Annotated in this window: 15 protein-coding genes; 2 read left to right on the forward strand and 13 right to left on the reverse strand. The window is 66.8% G+C overall.

Features of this window, described 5'->3' with window-relative positions:
* Window positions 1-229 precede the first annotated feature (229 nt).
* Both choX and betC read right to left on the reverse strand, forming a co-directional pair.
* On the reverse strand, window positions 230-1,201 hold the full coding sequence (gene choX, locus WS95_RS08790; protein ID WP_059823329.1) for a choline ABC transporter substrate-binding protein: 972 nt from the start codon (window positions 1,199-1,201) through the stop codon (window positions 230-232).
* A gap of 45 nt (window positions 1,202-1,246) precedes the next feature.
* On the reverse strand, window positions 1,247-2,782 hold the full coding sequence (gene betC, locus WS95_RS08795; RefSeq protein WP_034204273.1) for a choline-sulfatase: 1,536 nt from the start codon (window positions 2,780-2,782) through the stop codon (window positions 1,247-1,249).
* Window positions 2,783-3,022: 240 nt separating this feature from the next.
* Here betC and WS95_RS08800 point away from each other — a divergent pair, with 240 nt between their 5' ends.
* Window positions 3,023-3,928, forward strand: a complete 906-nt coding sequence (locus WS95_RS08800; protein ID WP_059823331.1) for a choline sulfate utilization transcriptional regulator — start codon at window positions 3,023-3,025, stop codon at window positions 3,926-3,928.
* Between the two features lie 181 nt (window positions 3,929-4,109).
* Window positions 4,110-4,994, forward strand: coding sequence for a formyltetrahydrofolate deformylase (purU, locus tag WS95_RS08805; RefSeq protein WP_034204271.1), 885 nt, complete (start codon window positions 4,110-4,112; stop codon window positions 4,992-4,994).
* 160 nt (window positions 4,995-5,154) lie between these two features.
* Here the strand turns inward: purU and WS95_RS08810 are convergent, their stop codons facing one another.
* From WS95_RS08810 to WS95_RS08860, 11 genes are all read right to left on the reverse strand, one after another.
* Entirely contained in the window at window positions 5,155-6,810 is a 1,656-nt protein-coding gene (locus WS95_RS08810; protein ID WP_059823332.1) for an APC family permease, read from the reverse strand.
* A 228-nt stretch (window positions 6,811-7,038) separates the two neighbouring features.
* Window positions 7,039-7,902 carry a glycine betaine ABC transporter substrate-binding protein gene (locus tag WS95_RS08815; protein ID WP_059823334.1) on the reverse strand — a complete coding sequence of 288 codons (864 nt, stop codon included), beginning with the start codon at window positions 7,900-7,902 and terminating at the stop codon, window positions 7,039-7,041.
* Between the two features lie 134 nt (window positions 7,903-8,036).
* Window positions 8,037-9,185: a hybrid-cluster NAD(P)-dependent oxidoreductase gene (locus tag WS95_RS08820; RefSeq protein WP_034204268.1), complete on the reverse strand. Its 1,149-nt coding sequence runs from the start codon at window positions 9,183-9,185 to the stop codon at window positions 8,037-8,039.
* A gap of 26 nt (window positions 9,186-9,211) precedes the next feature.
* Window positions 9,212-10,453, reverse strand: coding sequence for an aromatic ring-hydroxylating oxygenase subunit alpha (locus tag WS95_RS08825; RefSeq protein ID WP_034204267.1), 1,242 nt, complete (start codon window positions 10,451-10,453; stop codon window positions 9,212-9,214).
* 52 nt (window positions 10,454-10,505) lie between these two features.
* The gene (locus tag WS95_RS08830; protein WP_059823335.1) at window positions 10,506-11,291 is read right to left on the reverse strand and encodes a drug:proton antiporter; all 786 of its coding nucleotides are present in this window, start codon (window positions 11,289-11,291) and stop codon (window positions 10,506-10,508) included.
* The gene (locus WS95_RS08835; protein WP_034204265.1) at window positions 11,288-12,457 is read right to left on the reverse strand and encodes an electron transfer flavoprotein subunit alpha/FixB family protein; all 1,170 of its coding nucleotides are present in this window, start codon (window positions 12,455-12,457) and stop codon (window positions 11,288-11,290) included. The genes WS95_RS08830 and WS95_RS08835 overlap by 4 nt, the downstream gene beginning before the upstream one ends.
* Before the next feature lie 4 nt (window positions 12,458-12,461).
* Entirely contained in the window at window positions 12,462-14,387 is a 1,926-nt protein-coding gene (locus tag WS95_RS08840; RefSeq protein ID WP_034204264.1) for a (Fe-S)-binding protein, read from the reverse strand.
* A gap of 3 nt (window positions 14,388-14,390) precedes the next feature.
* The gene (locus tag WS95_RS08845; protein WP_059786195.1) at window positions 14,391-16,454 is read right to left on the reverse strand and encodes an NADH:flavin oxidoreductase; all 2,064 of its coding nucleotides are present in this window, start codon (window positions 16,452-16,454) and stop codon (window positions 14,391-14,393) included.
* A gap of 68 nt (window positions 16,455-16,522) precedes the next feature.
* Window positions 16,523-17,056: a DUF5943 domain-containing protein gene (locus WS95_RS08850; RefSeq protein ID WP_034204262.1), complete on the reverse strand. Its 534-nt coding sequence runs from the start codon at window positions 17,054-17,056 to the stop codon at window positions 16,523-16,525.
* Window positions 17,057-17,194: 138 nt separating this feature from the next.
* Window positions 17,195-18,166 (reverse strand): dipeptidase, encoded by a 972-nt coding sequence (locus tag WS95_RS08855; protein WP_034204261.1) that lies wholly within the window; start codon window positions 18,164-18,166, stop codon window positions 17,195-17,197.
* A gap of 38 nt (window positions 18,167-18,204) precedes the next feature.
* On the reverse strand, window positions 18,205-19,479 hold the full coding sequence (locus WS95_RS08860; protein WP_059502295.1) for a serine hydroxymethyltransferase: 1,275 nt from the start codon (window positions 19,477-19,479) through the stop codon (window positions 18,205-18,207).
* Window positions 19,480-19,517 lie beyond the last annotated feature (38 nt).

Genomic DNA, 19,517 nt, shown 5'->3' on the forward strand with positions numbered 1-19,517 from the left:
GAAAGAACCGTGGCCTGGCGCGTGCGGCGATACGCCGGCTGATTCGAATTCGGTACGTCTGCTGGCTCCGGCATTTCGTTTTCCGCAATAACGCAGCCATTGGCGAAAAATACAAACCCATATTTCGCGTCACCCGTCTGAAGGCGACACTAAATGGTCACGATGCGACGGGTCGGGAAAACACGTAGACGGGCGGCACGGTAAAAACCGGCCGCCCCGGGGAGGGAAATCAACGACCGTCGAGGGCCGCACGCACGGCCGGCAGGCCCGGCGCGCCGGTCGCCGTCGTCACGCCGTCGAGCCAGCCGGCGACCAGCGCCGGCTCGGCCTTCAGCGCACGCTGCGCCGCGAGCGCGGGCGACGTCTTGTGGTCGAGCATGTCGGCGATCATCCGGTTCTCGACGTCGACGGAGAACGTCATCTGCCGGAACAGCCGCGCGAGGTTCGTGCACTGGCCGGCGAACCCGGCACGCGCGACCGTGTTGACCGTCGCGCCGCCGTAGTTCGGGCCGAAGTACGCATCGCCGCCCGACAGATACGTCAGACGGAACTTCGTGTTCATCAGATGCGGCTCCCACGCGAGAAACACGATCCAGCGCTTGTCGCGCACCGCCCGCTCGACCTGCGTGAGCATGCCCGTCTCGCTCGATTCGACGAGCGACCAGTTCGCGGACCCGAGCGCGTGGTCGGACAGCATCCGCTTGATGTTCTGGTTCGCGGGCGCGCCGGGCTCGATCCCGTAGATCTTGCCGCCGAAGCGGTCCGCGTAGCGCGCGAGATCGGCGAACGTATGCACGCCGGCGGCGGCCACATAGTCGGGCACCGCGAGCGTGAACTTCGCGCCGCTCAGGTTCGCGTGCAGCACGTCGATCGACTTCTCGTCGACGAACGGCTTCACGAGCGGCGCCTGCGCGGGCATCCAGTTGCCGAGGAACACGTCGACCTGCCCTTTCTTCAACCCCTGGTACGTGATCGGCACCGACAGGTTCGCCACGTCCTGCCGGTAGCCGAGCGCCTTCAGCACGACACCCGCCATCGCGTTGGTCGCGTCGATGTCGGTCCAGCCGGGCGCCGCCATCCTGACGTCGCCGCACGTCTGCGGATCGGCGGCATACGCGGGCTGCGTCGCCACCCCGCACGCGGCGGCCGCGGCGAGCGCCGCGCCGATCCTTCGGATTGCTGCATTGCCTTGCCGTTTCATGGTTCGCTTCCTCCGTCGTTCTTCAATGATCGCGATGCGGTGCGCTCAGCGCCCGACGCGCGGAAAACGCGCCATCGCTTCGAGCGTGTCGAGTTCGATGTGATTGCGCATGTAGCGCTGGCTCGCGTCGGTGAACGGCTGCCAGTCCCACGCCTGAATCCGGCCCTGCGTCGTCGCCGCGTAATGGAAGCGCCGGCGCCGCTGGCTCGCGCGCACCTGCCGGTCCAGTTCGGGCAGGTTCCAGCGCTGCGCGGCTTCCGCGCGGAACGCGGCGAGCACGTCGGCGGCTTCCGGCCGCCCGGCGAGGTTCGTCAGTTCGCGCGGGTCGTCCGACAGGTTGTAAAGCTGGTCGGGATCGGCCGGGCAATGCACGTATTTCCAGTCGCCGCGGCGGATCATCACGATCGGCGCGAGCGCGCCTTCCGCGAGGTATTCGCCGAGCGCGACATCGTGCGCGGGCGTGCCGTTCAGGTGCGCCACGAGGCTCGCGCCGTCGACCGGGTCCGGCCAGCCGCCGGCGGGCGCGGCGCCGGCCAGCTCGACGAGCGTCGGCAGCAGGTCGACGTGCGACACGGGCCCGCGCACGCGCGCGGCGTCGAAGCGGCCCGGCGCATGGACGATCAGCGGCACGCGGCAGCCGCCTTCGAAGAACGTCATCTTGTACCAGAGCCCGCGCTCGCCGAGCATGTCGCCGTGGTCGGACGTGACGATCACGATCGTGTCGTCGGCGAACCCGCATTGCTCGAGCGCGGCCAGCACGCTGCCGAACTGCGTGTCCACGTAGGACGTCGCTCCATAATACGCGCGGCGTGCGGCGCGGATCTGCGCGTCGGTCGGCGGCGTGCGGTCGTTCTCGCAGACGAAACGCAGCCGCTGCGAATGCGGATCGCTTGCGGCCGCATCGAGCCGCACGGCCGGCATGTCGATTTCGTCGTCGTCGTAGCGATCCCAGTATTCGCGCGTGATCGCATACGGATCGTGCGGATGGGTCAGCGACACGACCATGCAGAACGGCCGCGCATCGCGGCCGGCCGCGCGCTCGCGCGCGACGTCGTACAGCTTCTGCTTCGCCGCGAACGTCACTTCGTCGTCGAAATCGAGCTGGTTCGTGCGCACGCACGGGCCGGCGTCTAGCACCGAGCTCATGTTGTGATACCAGCTCGGCCGCTCGGTTGGTTGATCCCAGTCCGGCACCCAGCCGAAATCCGCCGGATAGATGTCGGTCGTCAGCCGCTCCTCGAAGCCGTGCAACTGGTCGGGCCCGCAGAAGTGCATCTTGCCGGACAGCATCGTCCGGTAGCCGCCCGCGCGCAGGTAGTGCGCGAACGTCAGCGTTTGCGCGGGCAATTCGGCGGCGTTATCGTAGGCGCCGATTCCCGACGGCAGCTTGCCGGTCAGCAGCGAGAAGCGCGACGGCGCGCACAGCGGGCTCGCGCAGTACGCGGCGTCGAACACCACGCCTTCGGCGGCGAGCCGGTCGAGCGTCGGCGTGCGGGCGACGCGGTTGCCGTACGCCGGCAGCGCGAACGGCGTGAGCTGGTCGGCCATCAGGATCAGGATGTTGGGTGTCGGGTTCGTCATCGGCGGTCGTGGGGAAAGCGGTGTTCGAATGGAACGGCTCGCCGCCCGGGCAGCGAGACGTCCGGCATGACGGAGACGGTCCGCAGAAACTGCCGCGCGCAAGGGCCGCGCTGGCTAGAATCGGGGAGTGCGTTGCGCGGCGGCGCGCGAAGTGCCTGTGCCGTACCGTCCGCTGCACTATCGCCCGCCCGAATTCGCGCGGGTAGGCGTCCGGCCCTTATGGGGCCATTAGAGGGACTTATGTCGAAATCCGAACCGTTACCGTCGATGCAGGCGCTGCGCGCGTTCGAATCGGCCGCCCGGCTCGCGAGCTTCACGGCCGCCGCGCGCGAGCTCGGCTCGACGCAGCCGGCCGTGAGCCAGCAGGTGTATCAGCTCGAAGCCGAACTCGGCGTACCGCTGTTCGAACGCAGCCCGCGCGGCGTCACGCTGACGGCCGACGGCCAGTGCCTGTACGAAGCCGTGCGGCTCAGCCTCGACACGCTGCGCGGCGCGACCGCGACGCTGCGCGCGCGCCGCGAGCACGGCGCGCTCACGATCGTCACCGATTTCGGCTTCGCGACCTACTGGCTGATGCCGCGCCTGGCCGGGCTCAAGCGCGTGATGCCGGACGTCGACGTACGCGTCGTCACGTCGCAGGACTACGACGCGCAGCGCGACCACGGCGACATCGCGATCCTGTTCGGCGACGGCCACTGGCCCTCGTGCACGGCCGCGCGGCTGTTTCCGGAATCCGTCACGCCCGTCTGCTCGCCCGCGTTCCGCGACGCGCACCCGGGCGTCGCGCGGCCCGAGCACCTGCTCGCGCTGCCGCTGCTGCACGTGCAGCCGACGCGCCCCGAGCGCTGGCTGTCGTGGTCGGGCTGGTTCGACGCGCACGGGCTCGAACCGCCGCCCGCCGCCCGCGGCGTGACCTTCAACAGCTATGCGCTCGTGATCCATGCGGCGCTGCTCGGCGAAGGCGTCGCGCTCGGCTGGTCGCCGCTCGTCGACGAGCTCGTCGGGACCGGCCAGCTCGTGAAGCTGGTCGACGCGCCCGTCGTCACGCCGCGCGGCTACTTCCTGGTGCGCCCGCCGCAGCGGCCCGAGCCGGATGCGACCCACGTGTTCCGGCGCTGGCTGCTCGACGCATGCGCGGCGGCCTGAGGCCGCGCGCCCGCCCCGGCCCCAGCCCCCGAGCCGCTGGCGCACCGATACCAGCCACACGGCGGGTTGGTTCTATCCGCGCCGATATCGTCCTGATTTACTTGAGCCTCCCGCTACCCGCGCGGCGCGGCGCTTCGTGCGCCGCCGCGCGGCCGTGCGCCCCTGCCATCCGAGGAGTCTCATGACCGCCGAGCACCGCCCCGATCAATTCGTCCTGACACTGTCGTGCCCGAGCGCGGCCGGCCAGGTCGCCGCCGTCGTCGGCTTTCTCGACCGCCATCGCTGCTACGTCGATGCGCTGAACGTGTTCGACGACGATCTCAGCAACCGCTTCTTCGTGCGCTGCGTCTTTCATCCGACGGATGAGACGCTGCAGATCGACGCGCTGCGTCAGGAATTCGCGCCGATCGCGGCCGGACTCGGCGGCCACGACGGCGCCATCCAGTGGGCGATCCACGACGTCAACGCGCGGCCGAAGGTGCTGATCATGGTGTCGAAGCTCGAGCACTGCCTCGCGGATCTGCTGTTCCGCTGGCGGATGGGCGAGCTGAAGATGGACATCGTCGGCATCGTGTCGAACCATCCCGACTTCGAGCCGCTCGCCGCGCAGCACGGGCTGCCGTTCCGACACTTCCCGATCACGGCCGAGACCAAGGCGCAGCAGGAAGCGCAATGGCTCGACTTCTTCGAATCGAGCGGCGCCGAGCTCGTGATCCTCGCACGCTACATGCAGGTGCTGTCGCAGGAGACGAGCGCGAAGCTCGCGAACCGCGCGATCAACATCCATCATTCGTTCCTGCCCGGCTTCAAGGGCGCGAAGCCGTATCACCAGGCACATGCGCGCGGCGTGAAGCTGATCGGCGCGACCGCGCACTTCGTGACCGACGATCTCGACGAAGGCCCGATCATCGAGCAGGTCGTGGAGCGTGTCGATCATGCGCTGCGACCCGAGCAATTGCTCGCGGTGGGACGCGACGTCGAAAGCCTCACGCTCGCGCGTGCGGTGAAGGCGTTCATCGAGCGGCGGGTGTTTTTGAACGGCGATCGGACGGTGGTGTTTTCGTAAGCGGGTCGCAGCCGCACTCGAACGCGACGGAAACGAACGAGGCCCGACCGGTAAACCGGTCGGGCCTCTTTTGTCGTCGTGTTGCGACGGCGCTTCACGCGACGGCCCCGCGTATGCTCTACGAAGCCATCACGTGCTGCGACACGCACGCATTAACGCGTCACTTCACCCACGCGAAGTAATACGACAACCAGATCGTCAGCGCAGCACCGATCAGCGCCACATACGGCATCAAGCTCAGCCACGGCGCGCGCTTCGGCACTTCGAGTTCCATGTCGCGCTGCATCTGCGCGGGAAAGCGGCCGCGATCCTGCCAGTAGTGGCGATAGAGGAACACCGGCACGATCAGCAGCATCGCGATCAACCCGTTGCGCAGCGTGCCTTCGCCTTGCAGGTTCGCACCCGCGCCGACGTAGACGAGGTTCGCATAGCCGCAGATCACGCCGCCGACGAGCAGCCACGTCGGGCAGCGGAACGGCCGATCCCAGTTGCCGCGATCCATCCGGTGGATCCAGCCCGACTGAAGGTTCAGGAATACGAACAACATGTAGCAGACGTTCGAGATCGACAGCACCGTCATGTAGTCCGACATCATCAGCAGCACGAGGTTGAAGCCGAGGTCGGTCCACATCGCGCGGGTGGGCGAGCCGTGCTCGTTCACGTGCGACAGATACTTCGGCAGCCAGCCGTCGACCGATGCCTGGTACAGCGTGCGCGACGAGCCCATCATCGACGTCATCACGATCAGCAGGATCGACAGCATCAGCATCACGACGACCGCATTCGCGACCCACGCGCCGCCGCCGACGATCTTCGCCATCGCCGCCGCGACGCCGGTGCCGTCGCCGATCGCCGGATCGAGCATCGCCTGCGTGCCGAGCGCGCCCTGGAACGCCATCGGCACGAGCGTCATCACGACCAGGCACAACGCGCCCGACCAGAAGATCGCCTTGGCGGTATCGCGCCGCGGATCGCGGAATTCGCGCGTATAGCAGACGGCCGTCTCGAAACCGTACGACGCCCACCCGGCCATGAACATCGCGCCAAGCGCCATCGTCACGCCCTGCCCGTTCCACGAGCCGAAGGACGCGGCCGTGAGGTTGCCTTGTGCATCGTGACCGAGCGGCAACAGCGGCAGCAGGTTCGACATCGGCACGTCGCCGGTGACGAACGGCACGATGCCGACGATCAGGAGCGGGGTGAGCGATGCAATGCCGAGAATGCGCTGCGTGCGTGCAGCCTTCGACGCACCGCTGTGCTGAAGCTTGAACGTGATGAGAAGCAGAATCGTCGCGATGATGAACGTCGCGTTGATCCGCAATGACAGACCGGGCTTGATGAAACCGAGATCCGCAACCTTGAGCTGCCAGTGCAGGACCGCCGCATCGGCGGGAAAGAGACTCGTGAGCGCATAGCTCGCCGCGAGCCCGCAGCCGAGCGCGAGCATCGGCGACCACGCGAGCCAGTTGCACCAAACGGAAACCGGGGCAATCAGTTTGCTGTAGCGAACCCAGCCGATCGCGCCGTACACGGACGCGCCGCCCGATTTATGAGGAAATAGCCCCGAGATTTCCGCATAAGTCGCGCTTTGAATCAGGCCCATCGTGATCGCGGCGATCCAGATCGCCCACGCGGGCTGGCCGATCGTCGCGCATACGCCGCCGATCGTGAACAGCACGCCTGCCGGCACGCCGCTCGTTACCCAAAAAGCGTCTTTCCAGGTCAGGCCACGATGCAGCGTGTGGCCCGTCGAATCATGTGAGATGGTTGCCTCGACATCACTGGTGCGATTCGCACGCAGTCCTGCTTGACTCATCCAATTCCTCCTGTCGATCAGTGTCAGCGCTTTGGCGCTTACTCTGGTCCCATGCAAAGCTGTGATGACTCCACGCAAGGGCGCTAGTGTAACAACTTACGCGCCTTTTTGCAGAATCCGCAAAAGAATTCCGGGATATGGCCGCATGACATCCTGATTATTTCGGATTCCTGCGTGCCATTCCCGGCGTGTTTTTTATGACGATTGGTGCGACATATATCGGAATGCTTACTGTGCGCCTTCCGTCCACGAATTCACGCGGTCGGCATGCGCCGCAATCCACGCATCCGCGGCCGCTTCCGGCTTCGAGCCGTTCTGGATCGCGAGCATCACGCTGTCGATTTCACCCGGCTTCCACTGGAATTTCTTCAGGAACGCGACGACCGGCTTCGCCTTGGTTTCGAGTCCCGGATTCACGACGCTGTCGACGTGCTCGGCGCCGCCGAACACCTTCTTCGGATCCTCGAGGAAGCGCAGCTTCCACTTCGCGAACATCCAGTGCGGCGCCCAGCCCGTCACGATGACCGGCTTGTTCGCATTGACCGAACGCGACAGCTCGGCCGTCATCGCGCTGCCCGAGCTCGGCATCAGCGTGTAGTTCAGCCCGTAGCTCTTGATCGCGTCGTCGGTCTTGCGCATCACGCCGGCGCCCGCATCGATGCCGACGATCCGGCCGCCGAAGCTGCCCTTCTCCGCATTGAGGTCGTCGATGCTCTTCGCCTTCACGTACGCGGGCACGATCAGGCCGATCTTCGCATCGGGAAAATTCGCGCCGAGGTCGACGACCTTGGCCTTGTACTCGTCCCAGTACGAGCCGTGCGTGACCGGCAGCCACGCGGACAGCGTCGCATCGAGATCGCCGCGCGCGACGCCCTGCCACATGATCCCGGCCGCCACCGGCACGAGCTTCACCTCGTAGCCGAGCTTCTTCTCGATGACGCGGGCCGCGACGTTCGACGTCGCGACGCTGTCGTCCCAGCCTTCGACGTAGCCGATTTTCAGCGTCGGCTTCGTATCGGCGAGCGCCGATGCGCTCAATGCCACCATCGCCGACAGGGCGCCGGTCCACAACAGTTTTCCGAACAGCTTCATGGTCGATCTCCTTGGTCTGCGCACCGTGCGCGTTGTCTCTCTAGGTTCTTCAACCACAAATCCGCGGTATCGTTGTTTTCCGACGGATGCTTGTCCGGATGCGACGCACCCGGACAGCCGACGGCGAGTTTCGACTACTTGTCGATCACGAGATCCGACAGCGGCTTGCTGCAGCACAGCAGCACCATCCCCTGATCGATCTCGCGCTGGCGGATGCCGCCGTTGTGCTTCATGTCGACCTGCCCCGACACCAGCTTCACCTTGCAGGTGCCGCACATGCCCTGCGTGCACGATGCCGGCAGCCGCACGCCCGACTGGCGCGCCGCGTCGAGCACGTGCTGCTCCGAGCCGCACGAGATCTCGCGGTTGCTCTTCGCGAAGCTGACCGTGTACTGCTTCGTGCCGGCGTCGCCGCCTTCGACCGGCGGCGCGAGATCGGCGAGCAGCTCGTCGCTCGCCGTCTGCGCGAGCGTCTCGAACGAGAAGCTTTCCTCGTGATATTGCTTGCGATCGAAGCCGGCTTCGTCGAGCAGGTCGCGCACGGCCTTCATGTAGGGCGCGGGGCCGCACGTGAAGATCTCGCGTTCCATGAAATCCGGCGCGATCAGCTTCAGCAGCGGCAGCGTCAGGAAGCCCGTGACGCCCGGCCAGTTGGTGCGCGCGCCGACGCGCTCGACGACGAACGACGTGCGGAAATTCGTGTGGTTCGACGCGATCAGATCGAGCTCGCGCGCGAAGATGATGTCGTCCGGCGTGCGTGCGCTGTGCACGAACAGGATGTCGCGATCTTCCGCGAGATCGTGGTGCGCGCGGCTCATCGACATCAGCGGCGTGATGCCCGAGCCGGCCGACAGGAACAGGTACTTGCGCGCCGGATGCCGCGCGCACGTGAATTCGCCGGCCGGGCCGAGCACGCGCACCGACGCGCCCGGCTGCAGGTTGTCGTGCAGCCAGTTCGACACCTTGCCGCCCGGCACGCGCTTCACCGTGATCGAGATCGTGTGCGGCCGCGCCGGCGACGACGAAATCGTGTAGCAGCGGTTGATCGTCTCGCCGTCGATGTCGAGCTCGAGCGTGATGAACTGCCCGGGCTCGAACGAGAACGTGCGGCCCTGCGGCGAACGGAAGAAGAAGCTCTTCACGTCGTGGGTTTCCTGCCGCACGTGGCAGCACACCAGCGTTTCCTCGACGTCGCTCGTCCAGCGCTCGGGCAGCGCGTTCCAGAAGGCCGGGTGCGTCACCCGGCTGTCCGCCGGCTCGAAATTGGCCGCATCTCGCATCATGTGTAACTCCGCTTGCTGTCTGCTGACTACGCGCCGGTTTTTTCGGCGAGCCGGCCGATGTACCAGGCCGAGAATTTTTCGACGAGACCTTCCGTGTACGGCGAATACGGGCCCGGCTCGTACGCGCTGCTGTTCGCGCCGCGCTGCGAGAATTCGACGAGCGCGCGATCCTGGTCGTTGGTCGCGTTCCACACGGCCGTGAGGTTCTTCACGTCGTAGTCGATGCCTTCCTTCGCGTCCTTGTGCACGAGCCACTTCGTGCGCACGAGCGTCTTGCCGGCCGACAGCGGAATCACCGAGAACGTCACGATGTGATCGCTCATGAAGTGGTGCCACGAATTCGGCTGGGTCCAGAACGACAGCCCGCCGAGATCGGCCCTGTCGAAACCGCCGAGCAACTTCTTCGACGCGACCTTCGCGTCGAGCGTCTGCGATTCGCCGTCGCGGTCCAGCGGCAGGCGTTGCGTGCGGAAACCCGTCACGTCGAGCAGCTTTTCGATTTCGGCGGACGGCAGGCCCATCTCGGCCCACTCCTTGCCGCGCCGCACGCAGGTTTCGGCGAATGCGTCCATGCCTTCGGCGTTCGCGTCGGAGCGCTGGTAGCCGAAGCCGTATTCGTACAGCGAGATCGTCAGCTCCGGATGGTTCGCGACGCAGTGATAGCACTCGCGGTTGTTCTCCATCGTGAGCTTCCAGTTGCCTTCCTCGATGATGTCGATCTGCGCGGCGATCTTCGTGTTCGGCAGATCGTGCGGCAGCAGGTACGGCTCCATCTCGGCCCGCATCTGCGCGAAATCGACCGGCGGCTCGTCGGCGAGGCAGATGAAGATCAGGCCCGCGAGGTTCTCGACGTGCACCGACTTCAGGCTGTGCTTGCACCGGTCGAACTTCTCGCCCATGTGCTCGGCGAACATCAGTTGGCCCGTCAGGTTGTAGGTCCAGCTGTGGTACGGGCACACGATGTTGCCGACCGAGCCCTTGTCCTCGTTGCACAGGCGCGCGCCGCGGTGACGGCACACGTTGTGGAACGCGCGGATCGCCATGTCGTCGTCGCGCACGATCAGGATCGAATCGCTGCCCAACTGCACGGTCACGTAATCGCCCGGCTCGGGAATGTCCGGTTCGATCGCCACCTGGATCCAGTGCTGGCGGAAAATCGCCTCCATGTCGAGCGCGAAGATGTCCTCGCTCGTGTAGAACGGTGCGTCGAGGCTGTGCCCTTCCTTGCGCCGCTCGATCAATGCACGAATGTCTGCCGATACTTTCATCGTTTGCTCCGGATTCCTTGCATCCCTGGGTTCTTGCCGACAGGCATCAAAATCAGTAGTCGATGAGCTGATGCTCGCGCAAATACGCGAGGATCACTTGTGCTTTTTCGACCGAACTCCCTTCATTTACGACGTTGCCGCCGCGGCTTTCGGTCGTCGTCGCGGACAGCATCCGGGCATGCCCGGAGCGCTTCTCGGCGGCGACCAGCTTGACGGGCTTACGCTCGACCGGGCCGACCGTCCACGCGGCCGCGTCGGCGTCCGCACCGGGCGCCGCGAGCGCGGGCCGAATCGCGCCGGCGCGCAGCCGCGCATACGCATAGCGCGGCTCGACGCCGGCGAGCGGATGCACGGCGACGACGGCCGGCAGCGCCGCGTCGACACGCCGCCGCAGCCCTTTCGGCAAAAATTGCCGAACCGCTGCGCGACCGCCTTCGACCGTCACGTCGACGGCCGAGCCGACGAGCGGATAGCCGAGCGCCGCGGCGACACGGTACGGCAGCATCCCGGTGTCGTACGCGCCCTCGGCGCGCGTGCCGGTCAGCACGAGGTCGTAGCCGTCGACACGCGCGGCGAGTGCGTGCACGGCGTCGTCGCCGTCGCGGCAGGCCAGCACTTCGACCTCCCGCGCACCGAGCGCCAGATAGTCGGCAAGCGCCGCATTCGCGGGGTCGCCTGCATGGATCACGTCGAGCGTCGCGCGATGCTTGTCCGCGAGCCGGCGGCCGGTTTCGAGCGCGGCCGCATCGTTGCGGCTGTAGCGCGCGACGCCGCTGACCGGGTGCCGGCCGACGGACACGAGCACCGCGATGCGTTGCAAGGGGCGAGGGGCGTTCATGCGGCGACTCCTTCGGGTTCACGGGTACCGACGGCGGCCGGCGATTCGCCGCGCGCGGCCCGCGCGGCCTGGACCTGTTCGATCAGCGCGGCGATCGTCGCCTGCGCGTCGCCGACCACCGTCAGGTTCGCGCGCTTCGCGATCGGCGCGCTGCCGTCGAGGTTCACCGCGATCACGTGGCGGCAGTCCTTGATCCCCTGCAGGTGCTGCACCGCGCCGGAGATGCCGAACGCGATGTACACGCTCGCCTCGACCGTCTTGCCGGTCGCGCCGACCTGCTTGTCGCGCGTGAAGTGGCCGTTGTCGACCGCGACGCGGCTCGCGCCGATCGCCGCGCCGAACACGCCGGCCAGCCGCTCGAACGCGCCGATGTCGGACACGCCGTTGCCGGCCGACACGATGAAATCGGCTTCCTCGAGCGCGACCTGGGCCGCGTCGATTTCGTCGAGACCGAGATCGCGGTACGGCTGCGCGGCATCGCGCGCCGGGCGGATGAAATCGGCGGCGACGCGTTCGCCCGCGCCGACGAACGGCAGCTTCGCTTCGACCGCGTTCTGCGCGAGCAGGATCACGTCGGGCAGCGCGCGGGTGGCGAACGCACGTCCCGCCTGGGCATACGCACCGACATGCTTCGCGTCGATTTCGACGACGTGAGTCGCGACGCTCGCGCCGGCGGCCGCCGCGTAACGCCGGCCGAGATCGCCGTCGCCCGTCGCGTTGTCGGGCACGAACACGTGTTTCGGCGCGAGCGCGGCCACGCAGGCCTGCAATGCTTGCAATTCGCTTTCGGGATCGAACGCGCGGCGTTCGAAGCCGGCCAGCTCGAGCAGCTTGTCGACGCCGAGTTCGGCCACGTCGTCCTTCAGTTCGCCGAACGCGAGCAGCGCGACTTCGGTTTGCGCATCGGCGAGCACGGCCGCGGCGGCGATCGCCTGCCGCGAATGGTCGTCGAGCGCGCCGCGTTCGCTATGCGCGACCACCAGCATCACGTGCTTCGGGTCCTGCAGCGCGCGGCGCGGCTTCGCGGCCGCGGCGCCATGACCGTGCGCGGACCACTGCGCGGCGTTCGCATCGGCGCTGCCTTCCTCGCCGAGCGTGATGCGCTTCAGGCCGGCGGCCGTGATGACGAACGGCCGGCGCGGATCGATTCGTTTGATCGTATTCATCGATTCACTCCAGCGAGGCGGCGACGAGTTCGGCGACGTCGAGCACGTCGGGGCGCGGGCCCACGACGCCTTCGAGCATGGCCGTGCAGTTCGGGCACGCAACCGCGACCACGTCCGCGCCGATCGTGCGCGCGTCGGCGATGCGGATGTCCGGGATGCGCTGCTTGCCCGGGATGTCGGTCAGCGGCGCTCCGCCGCCACCGCCGCAGCAGCGGCCGCGCATGCCGTTGCGCTCCATCTCGACGACCTGGATGCCGATCGTCTTCAGCAGCTTGCGCGGCGCTTCGGTCTCGCCGTTGTAGCGGCCGAGGTAGCACGGGTCGTGATAGGTCGTGCGTTTCTCCTGCAGCGCCTCGACGGCCTTCGGCGCGATCTTGCCGCTGTCGGCCAGTTCGGCGAGATAGGTCGTGTGATGCTTGACCGTCACGCGCAGCCCGAGCGCACGGTATTCGTTGCGCAGGCTGTGCATCACGTGCGGGTCGGCCGTCACGATCTGCTTGTACGACAGCGTGCCGAGCGTGCCGATCAGGCGCTTCGCCATCTGCTGGAACGTCGCTTCGTCGCCGAGCCGGCGGGCGACGTCGCCCGTGTCGGTCTCGGTCGGGCCGAGCACGGCGTAGTCGACGCCCGCCTTGTTCAGCACCTTCACGAACGCGCGCAGCGTACGCTGATAGCGCATGTCGAACGCGCCTTCGCCCGCGACGAACAGCACGTCGACCGGCTTGCCGGGTTGCGCGACGGGCGCGCTCAGGTCCACCGACCAGTCGTAACGTGCGGCGGTGTCGTAGCCGCCCATCGTGCCCGTCTCGCGCAGGTTCGCGAGCACTTCCTGGCCCTTGCCCGGCACCGTGCCGTGCACGAGCGTGCGGTTGCGGCGCATGTCGACGATCGCGTCGACGTGCTCGATCAGCATCGGGCACTCCTGCACGCACGCGCGGCAGGTCGTGCACGACCACAGCGTCTGCTCCTCGATCAGGCCCGACACGATCGGGCCGTTCGGCTCGCCGCGATGCTGGCCGACCGGGATGCCCGGCGACGGGCTGCCCGCGTACGCCGCATCGGTGCCGCCGGCCATCCCGACCACGAGATCCTGGATCAGTTTCTTCGGATTGAGCGGCTGGCCCGACGCGAACGCGGGGCACGCGGCTTCGCACTTGCCGCACTGCACGCAGGCGTCGAAGCTCAGCAACTGGTTCCAGCGGAATTCGACCGGCTTCGCGACGCCGTACTCCTGATGCTCGATGTCCGGCAGCTTCAGCGCGGTCGGCGGCGTGGCCGTGCCGTTGCCGGTGAACGATTCGCGCGTCGCGGCGAAACGCTCCTGGCGCGGGTGGAACGCGAGGTGCAGCAGGCCGGCGATCGCATGCTTCATCGGGCCGCCCTTCGCGGCGCCGATCGTCATCGTGAACGCACCGATGCCGATCAGCAGCGCGCAGAGCACCGCGAACGCACCCGACATCGCGCCGGTCGGCACCAGCATGAACAGCACGAGCCCGAGCGCGAACGAACCGAGCAGCCAGGGCAGCGTATTCCACGGGCCGCGCGACAGGCGCGCCGGCACGTCCTTCGCCGCGCGTCGACGCCACACGAACACCGCACCGACCAGCATCGCGAGCGCCGCGAGGAAGATCAGCTTGTCGAGCCACGGCGAGTAGATCGCGAGGCCGTAGTTGACGAACACCAGCGCGAGCGCGCCGATCGCGCCGCCGGCGGTCGCGACGTGGGTCTTCGCGATGTACGGATCGCGGGCGACCACGTGGTGCAGGTCGACGAAATAACGCTTCGGAATCGCGAACAGGTTCGCGACGCCGAACGCGCCCGGCGCCGTGGCGCGGCCCAGACGCCAGTAAGACGAGCGCTTCGCGACCGCGAACGCGAGCCCCGCCACCGACAGCCACAACAGGGCGGTAATGAGGAAGGACGGGTTCATCTTTCAGAAATCCTTCACGAGACGCAGCGAGTCGTAGATGGCCCCGTGGACGTTGTGCATCGAAATGCAGTCGCCGACACGGAACAGCAGGAAACGGCCGTTGCCGAGTTCTTCCGACAGGCACGGCTGCGGCTCGGCCGCGAACAGCGTGTGCGGATCGATCTGGCCGCGGTTCACCGACTCCGGCTTGAGCTTCCAGTACAGTTCGTCGTTCGGCGACGAACCGTTCTCGATCACCACCTGGTCGACCGCGCGCTCTTCCAGCTCTTCCGTGTACTCGTTGCGCAGCACGGCGATCATCTTGCCGTTCTCTTCATAGACGCGATCGAGCATCGTGTTCGGCGTCGGAATCACGCCGAATGCGTACAGCCGGCGATAGAAGATCGGGAACGTCGTGCCGCCGCAGTCGTCGGCCACCTTCACGTCCGGCGTGACGACCTCGACCTTCGAACCGCGGCTCGCCATGAAATCGGCCACGCCCGCGCCCGCATGCGTGCTCACGCCGTCGAACAGCAGCACGTTCTGCTTCGGCTCGACCTTGCCGGTCAGGATGTCCCACGAGCTGACGGCGAGCCCTTCGGCCACGCCCCACGCCGGCACCTGCCACGTGAAGCTCGAGCCGCCCGTCGCGAGCACGACGATGTCCGGCTTCTCGGCCATGATCGTCTTCTCGTCGGCGGCGACGCCGAGACGCCGGTCGACGCCCAGACGCTTCGTTTCCATGTCGAACCAGCGGATGATCCCCGACATCTGCTCGCGCTGCGGCGCCTTCGCGGCGATCATCACCTGGCCGCCCACTTCCGCGTTCTTCTCGAACAGCACGACGTCGTGGCCGCGCAGCTTCGCGACGCGCGCCGCCTCGAGGCCCGCGGGGCCGGCGCCGACCACCACGACCTTGCGCTTCGGGCCGCGCGACTTCTCGATGATGTGCGGCATCGTCGCTTCGCGCGACGTCGCGGCGTTCTGGATGCACAGCACGTCGAGACCGTTGTACTGGCGGTCGATGCAGTAGTTCGCGCCGACGCACTGCTTGATTTCGTCCTCGCGGCCGTCGCGGATCTTGATCACCATGTGCGGATCGGCGATCTGCGCGCGCGTCATGCCGACCAGGTCGATCATGCCGTTCGCGAGCAGGCGCTCGGCCTGGCCCGCGTCGCGGATGCTCTGCGCGTGCATCACCGGGATCTTCACGACCGACTTGATGCCGGCCGCGAGGTGCACGAACGGCTCCGGCGGCAGCGCCATCGGCGGCATGCAGTTCGCGATCGTGTTGTGCGTGTCGCCGCCCGAGCCGACCACGCTCAGGTAGTCGATCAGGCCCGTCTCCGACATCGCCTGCGCGATTTCCTTCAGCGCTTCGTGATCGAGGCCGTCCTCGTGGAATTCGTCGCCGCACATGCGCAGGCCGACGCAGAAGTCCTTGCCGACCGCCTCGCGCACGGCCGTCAGCACTTCGATGCCGAAGCGCAGGCGGTTTTCGAGGCTGCCGCCCCATTCGTCGGTGCGATGGTTCGAACGCTTGCTCCAGAACTGGTCGATCAGGTGCTGGTGCGCGGCGGAGATTTCGATGCCGTCCATGCCGGCCGCCTTCACGCGCTTCGCGGCCGCCGCGAAATCGCCGATGATGCGGCGGATTTCCTCGATCTCGATGATCTTCGCGTTGCCGCGGTGCACGGGCTCGCGCACGCCCGACGGCGACATCAGGTGCGGCCAGTGCTCGCCGTGGAACGACGAGCGGCGGCCCATGTGCGTCGCCTGGATCATGATCTTCGCGCCGTGCTTGTGCATCGTGTCGGCCAGGCGCGTGAGCGGGTCGATGATCTTGTCGTTCGACAGGTTCACCGATTTCCACCAGCCTTGCGGGCTGTCGATCGAGACCGGGCTCGAACCGCCGCAGATGGCCAGGCCGACGCCACCCTTCGCCTTTTCTTCGTAGTAGCGGATGTAGCGGTCGCCCGGCAGGCCGCCCGGCTCGGCATACACTTCCGCGTGCGCCGTGCTGACGATCCGGTTGCGCAGCGTCAGCTGGTTCAGCTGCATGGGTTTGAACAGGTGGGGATAACGCATCGCAGGCGACCTCTGGCGTTCGAATGTCTCGTGTTGCGGGTGTTTATATGTTTCAGTGCATCGGTGCGTCAGTGCGCGAGCGGCGACACTTCGAAGACGCAGTGGTCGTGATGCTCGGCCGCGCACTGCACTTCCTTCGATTGCGCGCGCGGCGCGTTCTTGCCTTCCGGCGTCGTGTCGTTGACCCAGTCCATCGCGCCCGCGAACCAGCCGGCGAACATGTAGCAGAGCTTGCCTTCCTTGCCCGGTTGCTGGAGCACGAACGACGAGTGGCGCAGTTCGATCTTCGCGCGGGCGCTGGCCGGATCGGCCTCGATGATCGAGAACAGGCCCCAGCCGCGTTGCGACAGGCGCTTCAGGTAGTGCTCGAACACGGCCATGCCGGTCAGGCCGTGCAGCTTCGCTTCCTTGTCGCACCAGTGGTAAGCGGACTTGTAGCCGGCCTTGTAGAGGATCTCGGCATACGCTTCGACGCCGAGCGCTTCCTCGACGGCGACGTGGTTGTTCGTGAAGAAGTGGCGCGGCACGTACAGCATCGGCAGCGCGTCGGTGGTCCAGACGCCGGTATCGGGATCGACGTTGATCGGCAGTTGCGGTTGCATCGTGGTGACTCCGTGAGGAAATTGGCCGCGCGGCTCAGTGCGCAGGCGCGACATCGTCCGCGTGCCCGCGCGGCAGGCGCGGGCACGTCCCGATTTTTTTATGTTGAAACGCGGGGAGCGGTTCGGCGAGCGTGGCGCTTACGCGCCCCACACGTCCTTGAACACGCGCACCCAGTTCTCGCCCATGATCTTGCGGATCCGCGATTCCTTCCAGCCGTGGCGCTCCATCGCGGCGGTCAGGTTCGGGAATTCGCCGATCGTGCGGATACCTTCCGGGTTGATCACCTTGCCGAAGTTCGTCAGTTGGCGATAGCGGCCCTTGTCGTGCGTGAGCATGTCGAAGAACTCCTTCGCATAGTCCTGCGTGAAGTCCGTGCCGATGCCCACCGCGTCTTCGCCAATCAGGTTCACGACGTAGTCGATCGCCTCGATGTAGTCGTCGATGTTCGCTTCGATCCCGCGCTTCAGGAACGGCGCGAACATCGTCACGCCGACGAAGCCGCCCGCATCGGCGATCTCCTTCAGCTGCGCGTCGCTCTTGTTGCGCGGATGCTCCTTCAGGCCCGACGGCAGGCAGTGCGAATAGCACACCGGCTTCTTCGAGAATGCGATCGCTTCCGACGACGTGTTGCCGCCCACATGCGACAGGTCGACCATGATGCCGACGCGGTTCATCTCGGTGATCACTTCGCGGCCGAAGTCCGACAGCCCGCCGTCGCGCTCGTAGCAGCCGGTGCCGACCAGGTTCTGCGTGTTGTAGCAAAGCTGCACGACGCGCACGCCCATGTCGGCGAACGCCTCGATGTAGCCGAGGTTGTCCTCGAACGCATGCGCGTTCTGGAAGCCGAGGATGATGCCGGTCTTGCCTTCCTTCTTCGCGCGGAAGATGTCGTCCGTCGTGCGCACGAGCGTCAGCAGCTCGCCGTTGTCGCGGATCTTCTTCTTCATCACGCCGATGTTGTCGACGGTCTTGGCGAAGTTTTCCCACACCGACACCGTGCAGTTCGCGGCCGTGATGCCGCCCTTTCGCATGTCCTCGAACACCGGCTTCTCGAACTTCGAGATGTTCAGTCCGTCGATGATGATGCTGTCCTGATGCAGCGTGCTCATATCTGCTCTCGCTCGTGTGACTGTTCTGGTGGGGTCGATCAATAGATCGGGAAGCGCTCGCAGAGCGCGAAGATCTCGCGGCGCACGCGCTGTTCGGTCGCCGGATCGCCTTCCGGGTTCGCGCGCAGCGCGTCGAACACTTCGAGGATCAGGCGGCCGATCTCGCGGAACTCCGCGACGCCGAAGCCGCGCGTCGTGCCCGCCGGCGTGCCGAGACGGATGCCCGACGTGACGGTCGGCTTCTCGGTGTCGAACGGGATGCCGTTCTTGTTGCAGGTGATGCCCGCGCGTTCCAGCGCCTGCTCGACCGGCGCGCCCTTCAGGCCCTTCGGGCGCAGGTCGACCAGCAGCAGGTGATTGTCGGTGCCGCCCGTGACGAGATCGACGCCGCCGGCCTTCAGCACTTCGCCGAGCGCCTGTGCGTTCGCGAGCACGTTGTCGATGTAGGTCTTGAAGTCCGCATGCAGCACTTCGCCGAACGCCACCGCCTTGCCGGCGATCACGTGCATCAGCGGGCCGCCCTGCAGGCCGGGGAACACGGCCGAGTTGATCTTCTTCGCGATCTCCTCGTCGTTGGTCAGCACGAAGCCGCCGCGCGGGCCGCGCAGCGTCTTGTGCGTGGTCGACGTGACGACGTGCGCGTGCTCGACCGGGTTCGCATGGCGGCCCGCGGCGATCACGCCCGCGATGTGCGCCATGTCGACCATCAGCTTCGCGCCGACGCTGTCGGCGATCGCGCGAAAGCGCGCGAAGTCGAGCGCGCGCGGGTACGCCGAGAAGCCGGCGATGATGAGGCTCGGCTTGTGCTCGTGGGCGAGCGCCTCGACCTGGTCGTAATCGATGCGCAGCGTGTCGCGATTCACGCCGTACTGGACGGCGTTGAACCACTTGCCCGACAGCGCCGGCTTCGCGCCGTGCGTCAGGTGGCCGCCCGCGTCGAGCGACATGCCGAGCACCGTGTCGCCCGGCTTGGCCAGCGCGAGCATCACCGAACCGTTCGCCTGCGCGCCCGAGTGCGGCTGCACGTTCGCATAGCCGGCGTTGAAGATCTGCTTCACGCGGTCGATCGCGAGCGCCTCGACTTCGTCCGCGAATTCGCAGCCGCCGTAGTAGCGCTTGCCGGGATAGCCTTCCGCATACTTGTTGGTCAGCACCGAGCCCTGCGCCTCGAGCACGGCGCGCGACACGATGTTTTCCGACGCGATCAACTCGACCTGCGACTGCTGACGCTCGAGTTCCTTCAGGATGGCGCTGCGCACCGGCGCGTCGCGCTCGGCAAGGGGCTGCGAGAAGAAAGGCTGGGTATTCGACATAGTGCGTCCGTGACGAAGAATGAAGGGCTGCAACCGAA

Source organism: Burkholderia sp. MSMB1826 (genome assembly GCF_001526325.1).
Classification (GTDB): domain Bacteria; phylum Pseudomonadota; class Gammaproteobacteria; order Burkholderiales; family Burkholderiaceae; genus Burkholderia.

Bases quoted from the DNA above. Each gene is read 5' to 3' on its own strand.
- WS95_RS08815 (WP_059823334.1), bottom strand. From the start codon at position 7,902: ATGAAGCTGTTCGGAAAACTGTTGTGGACCGGCGCCCTGTCGGCGATG.
- WS95_RS08800 (WP_059823331.1), top strand. From the start codon at position 3,023: ATGTCGAAATCCGAACCGTTACCGTCGATGCAGGCGCTGCGCGCGTTC.
- WS95_RS08830 (WP_059823335.1), bottom strand. From the start codon at position 11,291: ATGAACGCCCCTCGCCCCTTGCAACGCATCGCGGTGCTCGTGTCCGTC.
- WS95_RS08845 (WP_059786195.1), bottom strand. From the start codon at position 16,454: ATGCGTTATCCCCACCTGTTCAAACCCATGCAGCTGAACCAGCTGACG.
- WS95_RS08850 (WP_034204262.1), bottom strand. From the start codon at position 17,056: ATGCAACCGCAACTGCCGATCAACGTCGATCCCGATACCGGCGTCTGG.
- WS95_RS08835 (WP_034204265.1), bottom strand. From the start codon at position 12,457: ATGAATACGATCAAACGAATCGATCCGCGCCGGCCGTTCGTCATCACG.
- WS95_RS08840 (WP_034204264.1), bottom strand. From the start codon at position 14,387: ATGAACCCGTCCTTCCTCATTACCGCCCTGTTGTGGCTGTCGGTGGCG.
- WS95_RS08825 (WP_034204267.1), bottom strand. From the start codon at position 10,453: ATGAAAGTATCGGCAGACATTCGTGCATTGATCGAGCGGCGCAAGGAA.
- purU (WP_034204271.1), top strand. From the start codon at position 4,110: ATGACCGCCGAGCACCGCCCCGATCAATTCGTCCTGACACTGTCGTGC.
- betC (WP_034204273.1), bottom strand. From the start codon at position 2,782: ATGACGAACCCGACACCCAACATCCTGATCCTGATGGCCGACCAGCTC.
- choX (WP_059823329.1), bottom strand. From the start codon at position 1,201: ATGAAACGGCAAGGCAATGCAGCAATCCGAAGGATCGGCGCGGCGCTC.
- WS95_RS08810 (WP_059823332.1), bottom strand. From the start codon at position 6,810: ATGAGTCAAGCAGGACTGCGTGCGAATCGCACCAGTGATGTCGAGGCA.
- WS95_RS08855 (WP_034204261.1), bottom strand. From the start codon at position 18,166: ATGAGCACGCTGCATCAGGACAGCATCATCATCGACGGACTGAACATC.
- WS95_RS08860 (WP_059502295.1), bottom strand. From the start codon at position 19,479: ATGTCGAATACCCAGCCTTTCTTCTCGCAGCCCCTTGCCGAGCGCGAC.
- WS95_RS08820 (WP_034204268.1), bottom strand. From the start codon at position 9,185: ATGATGCGAGATGCGGCCAATTTCGAGCCGGCGGACAGCCGGGTGACG.